This is a genomic window from Acinetobacter colistiniresistens (assembly GCF_024582815.1).
Lineage (GTDB): Bacteria > Pseudomonadota > Gammaproteobacteria > Pseudomonadales > Moraxellaceae > Acinetobacter.
Genome location: NZ_CP102099.1, coordinates 570,281 through 585,905 on the forward strand (window position 1 = coordinate 570,281; position 15,625 = coordinate 585,905).

A 15,625-nucleotide genomic window follows, 5' to 3' on the forward strand; every position below is an offset into this window, starting at 1 on the left:
AACAATAGGCTGTATTGATAAAATCAATACAGTGGGTCAGTGCGATGTTTGATCTGGATACAAGATTGCTGAAAATTTTCTTTGAAATTTATCAGCATAAAAGTATTTCTAAAGCCGCGGAACAATTGGGTATTGGTCAACCCACCTTAAGTATTGCACTGAATAAACTCCGCACCCATTTTCGTGACCCACTGTTTGTACGAATTGAAAATAAAATGCAACCCACCGAACTCGCCCAGCAAATTTATCCAATGGTGGTGGAAATTCTCAACCGCCTAAAATTGGTAGAAAACTATAATATTGAGTTCGACCCACAAACCTCAACCTATCAATTTCGTATCAGCATGACTGACATCAGTCACTTGGTATTTTTACCGCGCCTGATGAATTACATGCGTCAGCATGCCCCGTCAATTCGTCTGGACATTCTGCCAATTGATAGCCAGACAGCCCCGATGATGTCGAATGGAGATATTGATCTCGCCATTGGATTCCTCCCCCAACTGGAAGCAGGTTTTTATCAGCAAACCTTGTTTCAGCAGCATTACACGTGTTTGGCTAGTCAACAACATCCTCGGCTAACAGGAACCAGCCTATCCGCTCTAGAGTTTGCTCAGGAATTACATGTCGATATCTTGGCAACAGGAGGACATTATGTGGTGGAGCATGAGCTACAAAAACACGGCGTCAACCGCAATATTCTGGTGCGTTTACCCAGCTATTTGGGTGTCGGTCTGATTGTCAGAGATACCGATGTAATTGCCACTATTCCCAATTATCTGGCGCAGGTGTTAATGACTCAAGGCGGGTTGAAAACCTTAGAGCCTCCCTATCACTTTCCACAATTCAGCGTTAAGCAACACTGGCATTCGCGTGTCCATCAAACCCCAAGTAATCAATGGTTAAGACAAGTGTGCTTTAAACTGTTCTCGACCTAATTCTAACTCAGGCTAAAATAAAAACAGCGTATCGAAATCGATGCGCTGTTTGTAGTGTCATTCAATGCTTGACGAAATCCCTAGTCCGCTCCAGAAACACCCGTTGAAATGGTAATATGCTTATATTCAATGAAGTCATCCATTGCCGCCATCCCATTCATTCGCCCAAGACCTGAACTCTTGAAACCACCTTCCTCAAACTCATCATAAACCACGGCCCAATCATTGATCCACACGGTACCCGCTTCCATTTCAGTCGCAACGCGTAATGGTAAATCTACATCACGACTCCAAATTGAAGCCGCTAAACCATATTGGTTATCATTGGCAAGCATAATCGCTTCTGCTTCGGTATCAAACACTTGCAAAGTAAGGACTGGCCCAAAAGTTTCTTCCTGAATAATATCCAAGCTGTTGTCATTCACTTCAAGTAAGGTGGGACGATAGAAAGCACCTTTGGCCAGTTCACCTTCGGTAATCGGGCCACCACGAACAATCACCTTCGCTCCTTCTGCAATCGCTTTTTCAACCACAGCATCAACACGTGCCACATTATTTTTATCGATCAATGGTCCCATATCACTGCTAGGATCGGCAGCCGGGCCGACTTTGACGGCTTCCAAACGCTGCGCCAGTTTCCGTTTCAGCTCATCTGCCAGCTCACGCTGAACCAGTAAGCGTGAACCTGTCATACAGAACTGCCCCGCAAAGATGGTCAGGGCTTTTTCCAGTTTAGGTAACACCAGATCAAGATCGGCATCCTTAAACACGATCATCGGCGTTTTACCACCCAATTCTAGACCAAAGCGTTTTAGATGCTGCGCGCCTGTCGCTGAAATAGCTTTACCTGTTGCTGTGCTGCCCGTAAAACTAATCACTGGGACATCGGGTGATTCCACCAGTAAACGCGACCCACCTCCTGTCGACTCACTAAATAAATTAATCACTCCTTGCGGTAAAGAAGTAAGCTCAGAAAAAATTTGGGAGATTATGGCATTGGTTTGTGCAGTTTGACCTGGCATCTTAATCACTGTTGTGGTGCCCGCGGCTAATGCAGGTGCCAGTGAACGAATCATTAAAACCACGGGAGAATTCCAAGGTACAATAATCCCAGACACCCCCATCGGCTCGCGTATAACCATCGAATAACTACCCGGCTTTGGCTCTAATGCTCGACCATATTCAGTTAAAGTCAACGCTGCGTAATAGCGTAATTTAGCGGGAACCATCGTTACTTCAAAGGTGGCTTCGGGCTTAATCTTTCCATTTTCAGTGGCAAGAATCTCGATCAACTCATCGGTATGACGTTCGAAAGCATCCGCCATTTCATTCAGTACTTTTGCCCGTAAACGACGATCACGCTTCCAATCTGTTTCTTTCAATGCTTTCTTTGCGGCCCATATCGCACTTTGCACCTGCTCTATCGTGGCATTGGCATATTGTCCGATTACTTCATATGTTGCTGGATTAATTGACTGCATATGCTGATGAGAATCTACCCACTCACCATTTATCCAGTTCTTAGCTAGTCTATTCATCTGCATATCCTAAAAGTAAAAATCAAAGAAGATCGACATTGGGATGCTGTCTAATATTAATCCACCAAGACATTCAATTAATATTTTGATAAATATCATAATCTTAAGTATTCAACACATCTCCCCACGCTGTTTCTAAACCACACTTGCAAGTTACTTGAGCTACATGGGTTGAAAATGTGATAACAGCAAATCGCGAGGGTAAATGCTCAGTAACATATCGATCTTCTCAGATCACCCGATATCAATCGGTGTTAAAAGAGAGGCAAACACCCTAACAAATGATGTTTTTTGTTCGCTAGACCAAAAAAAGCAAAACTATGATTCGCTTTTTCCGAACAAGGTCTTATGACTCCTGCCGCAACATATTCTGAATCTGGCTATCCCACGGCGCAGGATGACCAATTTTTGTGGATAGAAAATCAACCAAAGTTTGAATTTTAGGGGAGGCTCGATTGGACAAGCGGTAAACCACTGAAATATTGCCTCCCGAAGGAGAGAACTCAGGCAAGATCACCTTGAGTTGCTTTTGGCAAATTGCTTCTGCAGCAAGAAAGCTTGGCAGAATTGCAATCCCTAAACCACGCTTGGCAGCCGCCAGTAATTGATGACCACTATCTGTGCGTAGATAAGGAGATATTCGGAAAAAGGCCTTTTTTCCGTCCACAGGAAGTTGCCACATCCCATGTGGTTCTCGAGACAAATACAACAATCCACGATGTCGCAACAACTCATTAGGGTGAGTAGGCATCCCATACGCTTTTAAATAATCTGGACTTGCACAAATATAGTGGTGATTCTGTGCAACCGTCTGACTAATCAGATTGGAATCAGCTAACTCTCCCATCCGAATCGCCGCATCATAATGACCATTATTCAGATTGACAAAATGATCACTCGACTCAATATCTAGCTTTAATTCAGGATACAGTTGCACGAACTCAGCCAAATAAAGGGCGAGATATTGAATATTAAATGCCTGTGGTACCGATAAACGAAAACTACCACCAATATGATCATGACGCGCGCTGATAGATTCTTCTAGCTCACTTAACTCCACCAGAATCTTGCTCGACTGCTGATAAAACTCCTGTCCAGCCTCGGTTAACAGCATACTTCGACCACGATGAATCAGCGCAGCAGACAAACGCTGTTCCAGTTGCTGAATCCGCTGACTCACTACTGATTTAGTAATGCCTAGGCGTGTCGCAGCATGGGTAATACTTCCCGCATCAACCACGGCAATGAACGTTTGCATTTCAACAATCTGATTCAAAAGGCACTCCCGATCTGGGCTTTATCATGAACAAATGTTAGGTCTAATCGAGACGGCCTGAATAGCCTGTTCTTGCAATACTAAGTTTTATCTATGCAACAATCCAAGTATTGTCCTTTACTGTTTATTATTTATGTATTTTATGTTTTAAAAGTGCAGTGATCTTCATATTAAGAAAGTCAACAATCGCTTGCAAAGTCAGATGCTCACTTGGCCAGTGCTGCTTGCCAATCTCACCTTTATATTCTTGGCTCATACGCTGTAAAACAATTTGATGCTGCTGTTGTAATTGAGGGATCACCCATTGTGCAGCCTGATCTTTCGGTACAATATCATCCATAACCAAACTAAAATAAATTCGGCATAAAGCCAAAATCTGGTTGCGTTCATCCGCATCCTCATCCCAATGCGCCACGATCGATGGATAGGTGTCTGCCATCGCTTGCCAAAGCTGTTGGTTTGGAATTTCAGTTGACCACTGTGTCAGACTTGGCCCCAGCAAAGTATGATGATGCATTTGTGCTTTCTTGAGCAAAATACTCAGATCGGGGTCTGCATGTGTACTGAGTATAGCGCCTTGGCTTAACTCATCACGCAACCATTCACCAAATTGTAGCTCGTAGCTGAGCGGGTAACTTCCTGAAAGAATCTGCTGTTTGAGTACGATGGTGACTTCAAGTGCTCGTTGCGCACGACCGATCGGATGAGAAATGTGTAATAAGGTTTCTGCCAGTAGCTTTCTTTGCTGGAGTGTTAGTACTTGGTTGACGACAACCAAAATATCCAGATCGCTTTCTGGACCTAGACCGCCATCGATGGCCGAACCATAAAGATAAATAGCAAAGAGTGATTCACCTAAAAGCTGCTGTAAAGCTGTTTGTAACTGGTCTAATTGCAAGGTCTCCAACATGCTTCACCTCTTGATCAATCATAAAAAAAGGCAGGATTTTCATCCTGCCCTTTTTCTTATTCCCACTCGATCGTTGCGGGCGGTTTCGATGACACGTCATAAACAACCCGTGAAACATCTTTAATTTCATTCATGATACGGGTTGAGATTTTATCAACCAAGTCATACGGTAAGTGCGCAAAACGAGCGGTCATAAAGTCAACAGTTTCAACTGCACGAAGTGCGATCACCCATGCATAACGGCGACCATCACCCACCACACCTACTGATTTTACCGGTTGGAATACCGCAAATGCTTGTGCAGTTTTGTCGTACCAACCGCTGTCACGTAGTTCTTGCATGAAGATGTCATCAGCAAGACGAAGAATATCTGCATATTCTTTTTTCACTTCACCCAATATACGCACGCCTAAACCTGGACCTGGGAATGGATGACGGTAAATCATGCTATGTGGCAAGCCAATGGTTGTACCTAATTTACGTACTTCGTCTTTAAACAAGTCACGTAATGGCTCAACCAATTCAAACTCCAAATCATCAGGTAAACCACCCACGTTGTGGTGTGATTTAATCACGTGTGCCTTACCTTGTTTGCTTGCTGCAGATTCGATCACGTCTGGATAAATCGTCCCTTGCGCCAAGAATTTCACGCCATCAAGTTTACGCGCTTCTTCTGCAAAAACTTCAATAAACTCACGACCAATGATTTTACGTTTTTTCTCAGGATCAACTTCGCCTGCCAATGCAGACAAAAAGCGTTGTTCAGCATCAGCACGAATTACACGGATACCCATGTTTTCTGCAAACATTTGCATCACTTGATCACCTTCGTTTAAACGAAGTAAACCATTGTCTACAAATACGCAAGTTAACTGATCACCAATGGCTTTATGCAATAATGCTGCGACTACAGATGAGTCCACACCACCCGACAAACCTAACAGAACTTTTTCATCACCAATTTGCTCACGCAACTGTTCTACACGCAGGTCAATGATGTGCTCAGGGGTCCACAGACCACGGCAACCACAAATCTGATGGACGAAATTCGACAGTAATTCAGCACCTTTGGCCGTGTGCGTTACTTCTGGGTGGAACTGAACACCATAGAAACGACGTGCTTCATCACTTACTGCAGCGAATGGGCAGCTTGGTGTGCTTGCTGTGACTTGGAAACCTTCTGGAATCGCACTGACTTTATCGCCATGACTCATCCACACATGTAACTGGTTTTCACGGTCTTGCAAGTGACCAATCAATTTATCACGAACTAGAATATCAACTTCTGCATAACCAAACTCATGTACTGTACCCGGCTCTACTTTACCGCCAAGCTGTTCAGACATGGTTTGTAAGCCATAACAGATACCCAAAACTGGTACGCCTAATTCAAATACAACTTGCGGCGCGCGTGGGCTTCCTTCTTCATGTACGCTCTCAGGTCCACCTGACAAAATAATCCCGTTCGGATTAAACGCACGAATGTCTTCTTCAGACATATCGAATGCATACATTTCAGAATAGACACCCGCTTCACGTACACGACGTGCAATCAGCTGGCTATATTGAGAGCCGAAATCCAAAATAAGGATACGATCTTCAGTAATTTGAGTATTGGTCGTCATGGTTCATCATAAAGGCAAATGAATTAAGCGCCATATTCTAACATTTTTCACGCTTTGGCGCATCGCAATTCATCATCTATCTCGTTTTTTCCTTAGGCATGTCAATGGGCACTGATATTTAAACTAAAATTCTCAAGTCAAGCACAAAATAAGGAGCGTTCAATCAACAATTCTTGCCCATTCTGCTCAACACAAAGCAAAAATTGGTGCTAAGATGACGAATCGAAAAGGTATTACCAAGGAAAGGTATGCTCTCGGCTACATCGTTGCCTTTTATACGATGCTATGTCCTCACCCAAAGGAATAAATCAAAAGGCAACTACAACTCTAAAGGCCTTGGCTTATCGTCAATGCCCTAAAATATTTTACTATCATCTAACGCTTGCCCGACCACGAGCAACAATTAGGACTTGAAGGACCAATAAAATAATGTTTCAAGAAATGATTGCGGATTTTCAACAGAATTTCTGGTTGTATATTTCAATCCCTTTTATCAGTGGCTTTATTGGTTATGTAACCAAAGTCATTGCCATTCAAATGATGTTTTCACCACTTGAATTTAAAGGATTGCGCTTATTTGGTCTTCCACTCGGATGGCAAGGGATTGTTCCCCGTAAAGCAGAGAAGATGGCCACCACGGCTGTGGAGTTGATGACCTCCAAGCTGATCAAACCCGAAGAAATTTTTGCCCGACTCGACCCCAAACGGATTGCCCAAGAAATTGAAAAACCATTAATGGCAGCCGCTGAGGACATTACCCGCGAAGTGGCACAGCAATACCAACCTGGCTTATGGGAAGGTATGCCGGAGTTTGCACGACAGAAACTAATTAAACGTGTTCAGGCCAAAGCGCCAGAAATTGTTGAACATATCATGAGTGAAGTACAGAAGGATGTTGCCAAGTACTTTGATATCAAACATATGGTGATCAACAATCTGCTCAAAGACAAACGCCTGCTCAATGAAATCTTTAAGAAAGTTGGCAAACAGGAATTCAAATTCTTTAGTAACGTCGGTTTCGTGTTTGGTTTTGCGATTGGTGTAGTGCAAATGCTGTGCTGGATCGTGACTCAAGGTAAATATCCATGGATGCTGCCAATGTTCGGTGGCTTTGTCGGCTTCTTTAGCGACTGGATGGCCTTACAAATGATGTTCCGCCCGTTATACCCAAAAAAGATCATGGGCTACACTTGGCAGGGTTTGTTCATCAAACGTCAGAATGAAGTTGCTGCCGACTATGCTGCATTGATTTCCAAACAATTACTGACTTCACGCAATATGATGGAAGAATTGTTTTCAGGCACACATTCGGACAAAGTCATTGAATTGGTCAGCCGCCAGGTAAAACAAGAAATTGACTTACAGGCAGGTATTGTGCGTCCATTGGTGGTCTATGCCATTGGCGGCGAGAAATATCAGAACCTGAAAGCCGAAGTCGCAGAGCGTATTCTGAAACAGCTTCCAGATACCATGCGCTATGTTGAGTCTTATGCTGAAGATGCCATGAATGTGCGCAATACACTGGTTGAACGTATGCAGAAACTCAGCCCGGAAGAGTTTGAAGGGATGTTACGCCCTGCCTTCAAAGAAGATGAATGGTCACTGATTATTGTTGGTGCGGTGTTGGGTTTCCTCGTTGGGGAAATGCAGATTCATTTTATGCTCTAAACATCTGAGTGATAAAAAAGGAAGCATCTGCTTCCTTTTTTATGCTTTTATCGAGATGTATATTTTTCAATTTTAATCACTTCAATATCGGTTGCTTTATAACGATGGGTATCTACCTCACCCACCAAACGCACATGATCACCGACTTTTAGCCCTGCCTGACGCCAAAGATCATCATCAATTTCTACACTGATCGTACCACTCCGATCTTTAAATTCATAATGATCACTTTGCAGATGCTTTGTGATCTGGCCTGTCAGCGTGACACCCGTTTCATCTGCCAATTTCGCCACTTGGCTCACGGTCACCATATTCTTTGTCGCTTCCTGTAGCAATACATGATCATCCTTACCCGCCCATGTCAGCGTCGAAAGACCAGTGAACACTACGATCCCGCAACCCAAAAGCACTTTTTTCATTATCATGTCCTATTTGTTTTCACCAATTATGATCTAAACAGAAATAAGCACAGATGTCGGCTTTTGTTTGTAAGCAAGCAAATACGATCGGCAAAATTTAGCCCCACTATTCACAGTGGGGCATTAATAGCGGCCTATAGTTTATTTTTCAATCAAATGATCAAGACTAATACGACCTGCACCATAAAGCATTAACATGAAGAAACCACCTGCCATGGCAAAGTTTTTCATAAAGTTAATGGCATCCTCTGCACCACCATGGAAGATAAAGGCGGTGATAATACTAAAAATACCTAAGCCTAAAGATGCAAAACGTGTTTGGAAACCAAACAATAAGGCTAAACCACCACCAAACTCAACCAAGATTACTAGGGGTAACAACGCGCCTGGAACACCCATTGATTCCATATAACCAGCCGTGCCTGCATAGCCCACGATCTTGCCCCATCCAGCAACAAGAAAAATATAAGCCAACAACAAACGCGCAATCAAAGTTACGACATTAGCCACACCAGACTGTGTTACGATATTTTTTACAACAACATTTGGATTAAACATAATCAATTTCCACACTGTTCGTTTTTTAACATGTTAGCAAGTTTATGCATCTTTAATTTTGCAATAAAGTCCTATTTAGTTAACATATCGTTCCTATTTTGCAACAATAACACTATTTTTCTCGCGTCAATCTCCTCTGAATATGTGCTGAAAAGTTACCAATTAATTTGCTTTTTATACTGACTTTCTACAGATGCACTGCTAGGATTTAGTCCACATTCATAGTGTTAACACCTTCATGGAACTGATTGATTTTATTCTGCACGTTGACGAACATCTTTTAGAATTTATTACCAATTATGGTGTATGGATTTATGCCATTTTATTCCTGATTATTTTTGTTGAAACCGGTTTGGTAGTAATGCCTTTCTTACCTGGCGATAGTTTATTATTTGCTGCAGGTGCATTGGCTGCTTCAACAGGTGCAATGGATCCATGGATATTGGGTATTTTACTCTTTCTTGCTGCGGTACTGGGTGATACCTTAAACTATCATATTGGGCGTTATATCGGGCCACGTGTGTTCGAAATTAACTCGCGTTTTATTAATAAACAACATCTTATTAAAACCCAGCAATTCTTTGAACGCCATGGAGGTAAGACCATTATCTTCGCGCGCTTTGTTCCATTTGCACGTACTTTTGCCCCATTTGTTGCGGGTGCAGGTAGTATGAATTATAAGTACTTCCTTAGCTATAATGTCGTTGGTGCATTCTGCTGGATCGCCTCCTTCATCACGCTTGGTTATTTATTTGGTAATATGCCAATCGTGAAAGATAATTTCACCCATCTGATTTTCGGTATTATTATTATCAGTATCTTACCAGGCGTGATTGGCTTTATCCGCCAGAAAATGAAGGGCACGAAAGCCCAATAAGTCGAGCGTTCTGTTAAAAGAAACGTAAGATCATAGGCAGCATACAAATCAGTAATAGCATGGCCGACCCTTTATACAAATGGTCGGCTTTAATTCCAATCAAACTTCCCGCCAGCAATGCACGTCCAAATAACATCCAGAAAATACTAACCGGGATCAGAATAAGACTAAAAATGGCAAAAACCAAAGCAGCTTGCTCAATCGAATTCCACGTTTCACTCGGAAAAACCCCTGAAGCCAGCAGTACTGTTTTTGGATTTTTTAAAGTCGATAAGAATAGCTGTCTTTTACGAATTTGCTGATGATGCTGATCGTGCTTTTGTAGATGTGAACCTTTCCAGAGATGAAAAGCCATCCACAATACGTAGAGTAAACTGAGCGTATGTAAAATCGCGCCAATCGCAGGCCAGATCGGATCAAATAAATGAATGAATAGCGCCCATAAACTAATCCCGTAGAGATAGCCCAACCACTCAATTGGAATAAACGTGATGGTTTTAGGAACACCGTGTTGGTGTGTTGCACTGGCAAGCAAAGCATTGGTTGGACCAGGTATCAATAACACCGCCAACATCGCCAAAACAAAAAACCAACTCTCAATCATAGATATACCGAACAACTAGACATGGGCGCCACCTTAAACGAATTTAGGGCAAAAATACAAATTTGAGCGAGATGCAGGCAAGGGAAAAATCAATGATTTAGTGGATATAATTTTTTAATATATTGAATTTTTTTATTATTTTACGAAACATTTTGCCATAATTTAGTTGCTGACCATCATCCTGACAGATGACGGTCAGTTGTCAAAATCTATGATTTTGGACGTTGTTTGACAATAATCGGGCAGCCTTTAAATTTTGCTGCCTGTACAATCGCATCTTGTTGACCCAGTACATTGGCCAACTCAGTGTTCTTGGTATTCATTGACTGTCCCATATTGAGTGAGATCGATGGGCCAAAGCCCCAACCCCTCTGCCCCAGCCCCCACCAAGCCCAACACCAACGCCCATACCTGTACGTTTTGGCGTTTGTACACCATTTTCAATATAAAGCTGAATACGGTTGTATTCTGCTTGTAACTGTTGGCAATTCAATGCTTGATATTGTGTAGGCGACACATAAGCGGGTTTAACCGTTGATGCACATGCACCCAATAACAGACTCGCTGCCAAAACAGGCATCCAATATAAGCGTTTCATAAGATTCTCTTATTTATTTCTTTGATTCAATCTCATTGAACAGGGTCACATAAGCGACGGTCAATTTATGGTCAGATGCCAAATGAATCAAGGGTAAATTCTTTTGATGTGATTCTTTCATCAAGATCGAGGGGGGTAACATGCTCTCTAGCACTGGTAAACCTTCATCTTTGAGTTGTTGAACCACTTCACGGGGTAGTTTTGCCTGAGATTGGAACTGATTGACCACAATTCCTTCAATCTCCAAGCGATCATTATGATCATCTTGGGTTTCGAGCACATTTTCAATCAAAGTTTGTAACGCACGTTTTGAGAACACATCACAATCGAATGGAATTAATACCCGATCCGCAGAGATCAAAGCAGATAAAGTAAAGAAATTAAATGCAGGGGGTGTATCAATAAAAATCCGGTCATAACGTGCACTCAAGGATTGGATCGAGTCACGCAATTTATAGATTTTATGCTTGCTTTCCAGTGCATGTTCAAGAGCCCCCAAACTTGGACTGGCAGGAATCACATCCAGATTATCAAAAGTAGTACGATGCACATAACTGTCCAAACCTTTACCGCGCGGTGCTTTCAGAATGGAGCCAATAGCATTGCCAAGCAGTCCTTTTTGCTGCGTACTGCCTAAAATATCCTCGAAGAAATTTTCGATGTTTGGCTCTAATGCGGCTTTATCGGCAGAATAGGTTGCATCTTCACCCAAAAGATACTGGCTTGAATTTGCTTGCGGGTCCAGATCAATCACCAAGGTTCTTAAACCTTGCTGCGCACTAATGGCCGCTAAATTCACGGTAATACTTGATTTCCCCACACCGCCTTTCTGGTTAAACACCACACGCGTTAACATAATTTCCCTCTAAATATTTTTGTAAACTGCATGCAGTTTAACCTAGCGCTATAACTATTACTTACACAATGTGTCAAACAATCAGGTAAAAACCGGCTGAATCATGACAAGGCCTAAAATACCGACCAGAGCAACCGTTCCGATTAATAAACCTGCGCGACGTTGTACCAATAAAATGCTGCTGTCCTGCTTGTAGGTTTTGATCAATGAAGACCAGAACACAAAGAACAAAATCACTTTGGCATAGAACCAAGGCTGTACTTCAAAATTGTTCATGCTGAGCAAGATTGCACCCGTCACAATAATCAAGGTCAAAGACAAATGTTGTAAACCAACCAGACCTTTACGGGCTTTCGCATTGGGTTGCTGATCCTGCACACCTACAAATAAAGTCGAAGCACGTAATACAAAAGCAATGATCAATAAGCTCACTGCTGAGATATGCACAATTTTAGTAAGTAAATGAATGTCCATCATCGATTGTTAACCTTTGGGTGCATGTGCGCATTCCGGACTGGCAGGTGCCTCACCCTGCCACTCACTCGGCACATAGGCATGAATCGCTAGCGCGTGGATGCGGCCCGGGCTCATTAACTCAGCAGCAACCGCATAAATTTTTTGATGACGCTGTACCAGACGTAGGCCTTGGAATTCTTCACTGACCACAATCACTTTAAAGTGTGACTCTTTACCAGGAAAATAACCGCCATGTCCTGCCGACTCATTGATTACTTCAAGATGGCTGGGTGCAAGCGTGTTTAAACGTTCAATCAACTGTTGTTCTAAGTTCATCGGTCACTCTGTAAGGTCAGATTGAGATAGCTCATTAGTATACATGAGCGCAATCTGAGGGAAACTTTTGTACAAAAATTTGCTATATCCTGCTCTTTTTGCATGAAAGTGCTTTAATTTTATGCAAATAATCAATTTCTTTGCATAAAATTATTGACCCTATTTTTGCATAATGTATTATACACGGCATGCGGGAATAGCTCAGTTGGTAGAGCATAACCTTGCCAAGGTTGGGGTCGGGAGTTCGAGTCTCCTTTCCCGCTCAAATTTTTTAGTGTAAGTTTTCGTAAAAACTGCTCAATAAGCGGGAATAGCTCAGTTGGTAGAGCATAACCTTGCCAAGGTTGGGGTCGGGAGTTCGAGTCTCCTTTCCCGCTCCAGATTCAAAAAAGCCCTAGTCGAAAGATTAGGGCTTTTTTCTTGTGTTTTACTTCATACCTTATTTTAAATCACGGGTTTATTCGCCTCTACCCACGCTTTAAATCCAGCATCTAGATGTATATCACATTGCGATGCCCTAAAACCTGTACGTCTTCGCCGCTAACGCCGAATGTCTATTAATTTTCTGGGTAACGTCATTCAGAATACTAGCGCATCTTGATGTCAATAAATGGGCATAAATACAATTTAGAGCCAAGATTAATAATGAATCACTCAAACAATCACTAAAATTGAATGCTCCACGTGGAACCTTTTAAATCCTTCAAAAGATTAGATATGGGTTAAGACGTCATAAATGAAAAATATCCATAGAACACCTCTGTTGTTATTTCAAAGAGAAGCTGGATTATATTTTTGATAGTCAAGGACAGCTTGAGATAAATTGTAAACTCCTGCATTAATCTGATGAGCTGGTATTGAGCCAATTCCCAACCTTAAAAAATGTTGATGCTGATTTTCAGCAAAGAAAAACGGCTGTCCTGCTTCTATCAGCACACCAACATTCGCCGCATATTTCGCTAACAGAGCACAATCCATATCACTTTGCGTGTCAATCCAGCATGCAGCTCCCCCATTTAAAGAATAAGGTCTCCATGTAGGGCAGTATTGCTGCAGTGCATGCATCAACTCTGCCCCTCGGTGCTGATGTAATTGAAACTGCCGCCTTAACATTGCATGGTAATAACCTTGGTCTATAAAAAAAGCGAAGACGCGTTGGTTAAATACATTCGGATGTCGTAACATCAAACGACGTAAATGACGTAATTCAACGATTAACTCGGGTGCAGCAACAATGTAGCCAAGCCTTAGCCCAGGTGCTAATGGCTTAGATAAACTCCCGATGTACACCACTCTGCCATGTCGATCTAAGCTTTTTAATGCAGGAATTGTCGTATTTTGAACCAGGATTTGCGCATCATATTCATCCTCAATAATGATGCTATCCTGCTGTTCAGCCAATTGCAGAAGCTTATTACGGCGAGAAGGAGACAATGTGACACCCGTAGGGCACTGCCTTCCAGGCGTCACGTAAATATAATCACAATCGATAGCTTGAGTTAAGGTTACCCCCTCAAGATCAACGTCAAGCGGAACGATATGTGATGTGTGCAGTCTAAAAATATTACGAGCGTCTGGATAGCCTGGATTTTCAACCCCAACGACTTGCTCTCCATGCATGAGTAACCGTGCCAACATATACAATGCATGCTGGCTTCCGACCGTCAGGAGAATTTCATTTTCTCGAGCCAGAATTCCTCGTGTTGGTAAGATATGCTGTCGTATCGCATTAATAAGGTATAGATCATCTCCTTGTTGTGTCATATCCCTTGCCCAAATAGAGGCATCTTTTGCCGATAAAGCTTTAACCGCACACTCACGCCATGCCGAGACCGGAAAAGTTTCCACATCAGGCTGTCCATATATAAATGGATAAGCATAATCCATCCAGTCAATCGGCTTAGTAAGATGTCTTTGCGTAGATGGACGAAGCTGAAAACGAGAATTCCACGAAGTTGCTTTGGATGTTGTTGTGACTGTTTTACTTTCACTACGATCCATCTGGAAACTAGGGTGCACGAAGTGAGCACTTCTTTGCCTAGATTCTAAGATACGCTCAGTCACCAATTGTTGATACGCAATGGTGACCGTATTACGCCCAAGCCCGAGTTGAGTCGCTAAGTATCGAGTGGATGGAACAGCCATTCCCGGTTTTAGATATCCCTGAACCAAAGCGGTAAACATCATCCGACAAATTCGGCCTTGCAAATTTAGACCACTATTTGCAGTATCAGCAAACAAAGCTTCCCATATCTGTGGTGCTAGTGAATTTGTCACTCGTTTGTCCTTTTTGTTAGTGCAATTTATGAGCTAATTTGAAGCCATCATCCTTAAAGTGGTGCTTTTTAGAGATAGAAAAGCTGCATTTCTTTTAATCTGGCATCATTAAAAACTAAGCAAAACACATTCCATAATTAAAATTTATAATTAATCAATATAAAACAATAAATTAAACCAAAAAATATCTGGCTCCATCAAAACCTCAGTTCTGGTACTACGTCGAACACAATGATTTACGTACAGTCCAATCATCAGCCGAGATCTTTAAATATTTGGAGCTATCTAATGAATCCAACTGCACTTCTACAACTCATTACCGAGTTTTCTGCTGCCTGGAACAAACATGATGTTGAAGCCTTAATGGCCTGTATGCATCACGACTGTTGCTTTGAAACGGTTGCAGGCAGTGATGTATTTGGTACTCGCATTCAAGGCTTTGATGCGGTCCGACAAGCATTTGAAAATACCTTTCAATCTTTCCCTGATGCCCAATGGCTGAATGCTAAACACTGGTTAAGTGAAGATGCGCAATTTGGTATTTCAGAAACGACTTTTACTGCAACTGCACCAGATGGTGGACATATTGAAGCCAACATGGTCGATGTCTTTACCTTCAAAGATGGAAAAATCCTAATTAAAAATGCATTCCGTAAAAATCGGCCCGTACAGGTCGCTGCATAAAGGAG

Annotated in this window: 15 protein-coding genes, 2 tRNA genes and 1 pseudogene; 6 read left to right on the forward strand and 12 right to left on the reverse strand. The window is 42.3% G+C overall.

What is annotated here, in order from left to right; genetic code table 11:
* Positions 1-44 precede the first annotated feature (44 nt).
* Positions 45-938, forward strand: coding sequence for a LysR family transcriptional regulator (locus tag NQU59_RS02705; protein WP_096911052.1), 894 nt, complete (start codon positions 45-47; stop codon positions 936-938).
* Positions 939-1,018: 80 nt separating this feature from the next.
* Here NQU59_RS02705 and NQU59_RS02710 read toward each other — a convergent pair whose 3' ends face one another.
* The 4 genes from NQU59_RS02710 to guaA form a co-directional block, all read right to left on the reverse strand.
* On the reverse strand, positions 1,019-2,476 hold the full coding sequence (locus NQU59_RS02710) for an aldehyde dehydrogenase family protein (RefSeq protein WP_257064882.1): 1,458 nt from the start codon (positions 2,474-2,476) through the stop codon (positions 1,019-1,021).
* 346 nt (positions 2,477-2,822) lie between these two features.
* Entirely contained in the window at positions 2,823-3,752 is a 930-nt protein-coding gene (locus tag NQU59_RS02715) for a LysR family transcriptional regulator (protein ID WP_005240468.1), read from the reverse strand.
* A gap of 127 nt (positions 3,753-3,879) precedes the next feature.
* The gene (locus NQU59_RS02720) at positions 3,880-4,662 is read right to left on the reverse strand and encodes an ANT(3'')-II family aminoglycoside nucleotidyltransferase (protein WP_257064883.1); all 783 of its coding nucleotides are present in this window, start codon (positions 4,660-4,662) and stop codon (positions 3,880-3,882) included.
* Between the two features lie 56 nt (positions 4,663-4,718).
* Positions 4,719-6,287, reverse strand: coding sequence for a glutamine-hydrolyzing GMP synthase (guaA, locus tag NQU59_RS02725; protein WP_005240472.1), 1,569 nt, complete (start codon positions 6,285-6,287; stop codon positions 4,719-4,721).
* A 441-nt stretch (positions 6,288-6,728) separates the two neighbouring features.
* Between guaA and NQU59_RS02730 the strand changes: the two genes are divergently transcribed.
* Complete coding sequence (locus NQU59_RS02730) at positions 6,729-7,955, forward strand: DUF445 family protein (RefSeq protein WP_171057836.1); 1,227 nt, start codon at positions 6,729-6,731, stop codon at positions 7,953-7,955.
* Between the two features lie 47 nt (positions 7,956-8,002).
* Here the strand turns inward: NQU59_RS02730 and NQU59_RS02735 are convergent, their stop codons facing one another.
* Positions 8,003-8,374, reverse strand: coding sequence for a NirD/YgiW/YdeI family stress tolerance protein (locus NQU59_RS02735; RefSeq protein ID WP_005240475.1), 372 nt, complete (start codon positions 8,372-8,374; stop codon positions 8,003-8,005).
* Positions 8,375-8,515: 141 nt separating this feature from the next.
* The gene (locus NQU59_RS02740) at positions 8,516-8,932 is read right to left on the reverse strand and encodes a DoxX family protein (RefSeq protein ID WP_005240476.1); all 417 of its coding nucleotides are present in this window, start codon (positions 8,930-8,932) and stop codon (positions 8,516-8,518) included.
* A gap of 238 nt (positions 8,933-9,170) precedes the next feature.
* On the opposite strand from NQU59_RS02740, the gene NQU59_RS02745 reads away from it, so the two are divergent.
* Positions 9,171-9,809, forward strand: coding sequence for a DedA family protein (locus tag NQU59_RS02745; RefSeq protein WP_005240478.1), 639 nt, complete (start codon positions 9,171-9,173; stop codon positions 9,807-9,809).
* A gap of 13 nt (positions 9,810-9,822) precedes the next feature.
* On the opposite strand, the gene NQU59_RS02750 is transcribed toward NQU59_RS02745, so the two are convergent.
* The 5 genes and pseudogenes from NQU59_RS02750 to NQU59_RS02770 all read right to left on the reverse strand — a co-directional run bounded on the left by NQU59_RS02750 (position 9,823) and on the right by NQU59_RS02770 (position 12,659).
* The gene (locus tag NQU59_RS02750; protein ID WP_005240480.1) at positions 9,823-10,413 is read right to left on the reverse strand and encodes a LysE family translocator; all 591 of its coding nucleotides are present in this window, start codon (positions 10,411-10,413) and stop codon (positions 9,823-9,825) included.
* Between the two features lie 209 nt (positions 10,414-10,622).
* A pseudogene (locus NQU59_RS02755) lies at positions 10,623-11,011 on the reverse strand (hypothetical protein).
* Between the two features lie 13 nt (positions 11,012-11,024).
* Complete coding sequence (locus NQU59_RS02760) at positions 11,025-11,867, reverse strand: ParA family protein (RefSeq protein ID WP_005240485.1); 843 nt, start codon at positions 11,865-11,867, stop codon at positions 11,025-11,027.
* Between the two features lie 81 nt (positions 11,868-11,948).
* The gene (locus tag NQU59_RS02765; RefSeq protein WP_010589820.1) at positions 11,949-12,341 is read right to left on the reverse strand and encodes a SirB2 family protein; all 393 of its coding nucleotides are present in this window, start codon (positions 12,339-12,341) and stop codon (positions 11,949-11,951) included.
* Positions 12,342-12,350: 9 nt separating this feature from the next.
* Entirely contained in the window at positions 12,351-12,659 is a 309-nt protein-coding gene (locus NQU59_RS02770) for a BolA family protein (RefSeq protein WP_096911055.1), read from the reverse strand.
* Positions 12,660-12,849: 190 nt separating this feature from the next.
* On the opposite strand from NQU59_RS02770, the gene NQU59_RS02775 reads away from it, so the two are divergent.
* Positions 12,850-12,922: transfer RNA gene (locus tag NQU59_RS02775), tRNA-Gly, on the forward strand.
* 41 nt (positions 12,923-12,963) lie between these two features.
* Positions 12,964-13,039, forward strand: a tRNA-Gly gene (locus NQU59_RS02780).
* Positions 13,040-13,430: 391 nt separating this feature from the next.
* On the opposite strand, the gene NQU59_RS02785 is transcribed toward NQU59_RS02780, so the two are convergent.
* A complete protein-coding gene (locus tag NQU59_RS02785; RefSeq protein WP_257064897.1) occupies positions 13,431-14,936 on the reverse strand; it encodes an aminotransferase-like domain-containing protein in 1,506 nt (501 codons plus the stop codon).
* A gap of 288 nt (positions 14,937-15,224) precedes the next feature.
* Here NQU59_RS02785 and NQU59_RS02790 point away from each other — a divergent pair, with 288 nt between their 5' ends.
* Positions 15,225-15,620, forward strand: coding sequence for a nuclear transport factor 2 family protein (locus NQU59_RS02790; RefSeq protein ID WP_005240492.1), 396 nt, complete (start codon positions 15,225-15,227; stop codon positions 15,618-15,620).
* The last annotated feature ends 5 nt before the right edge of the window (positions 15,621-15,625 follow it).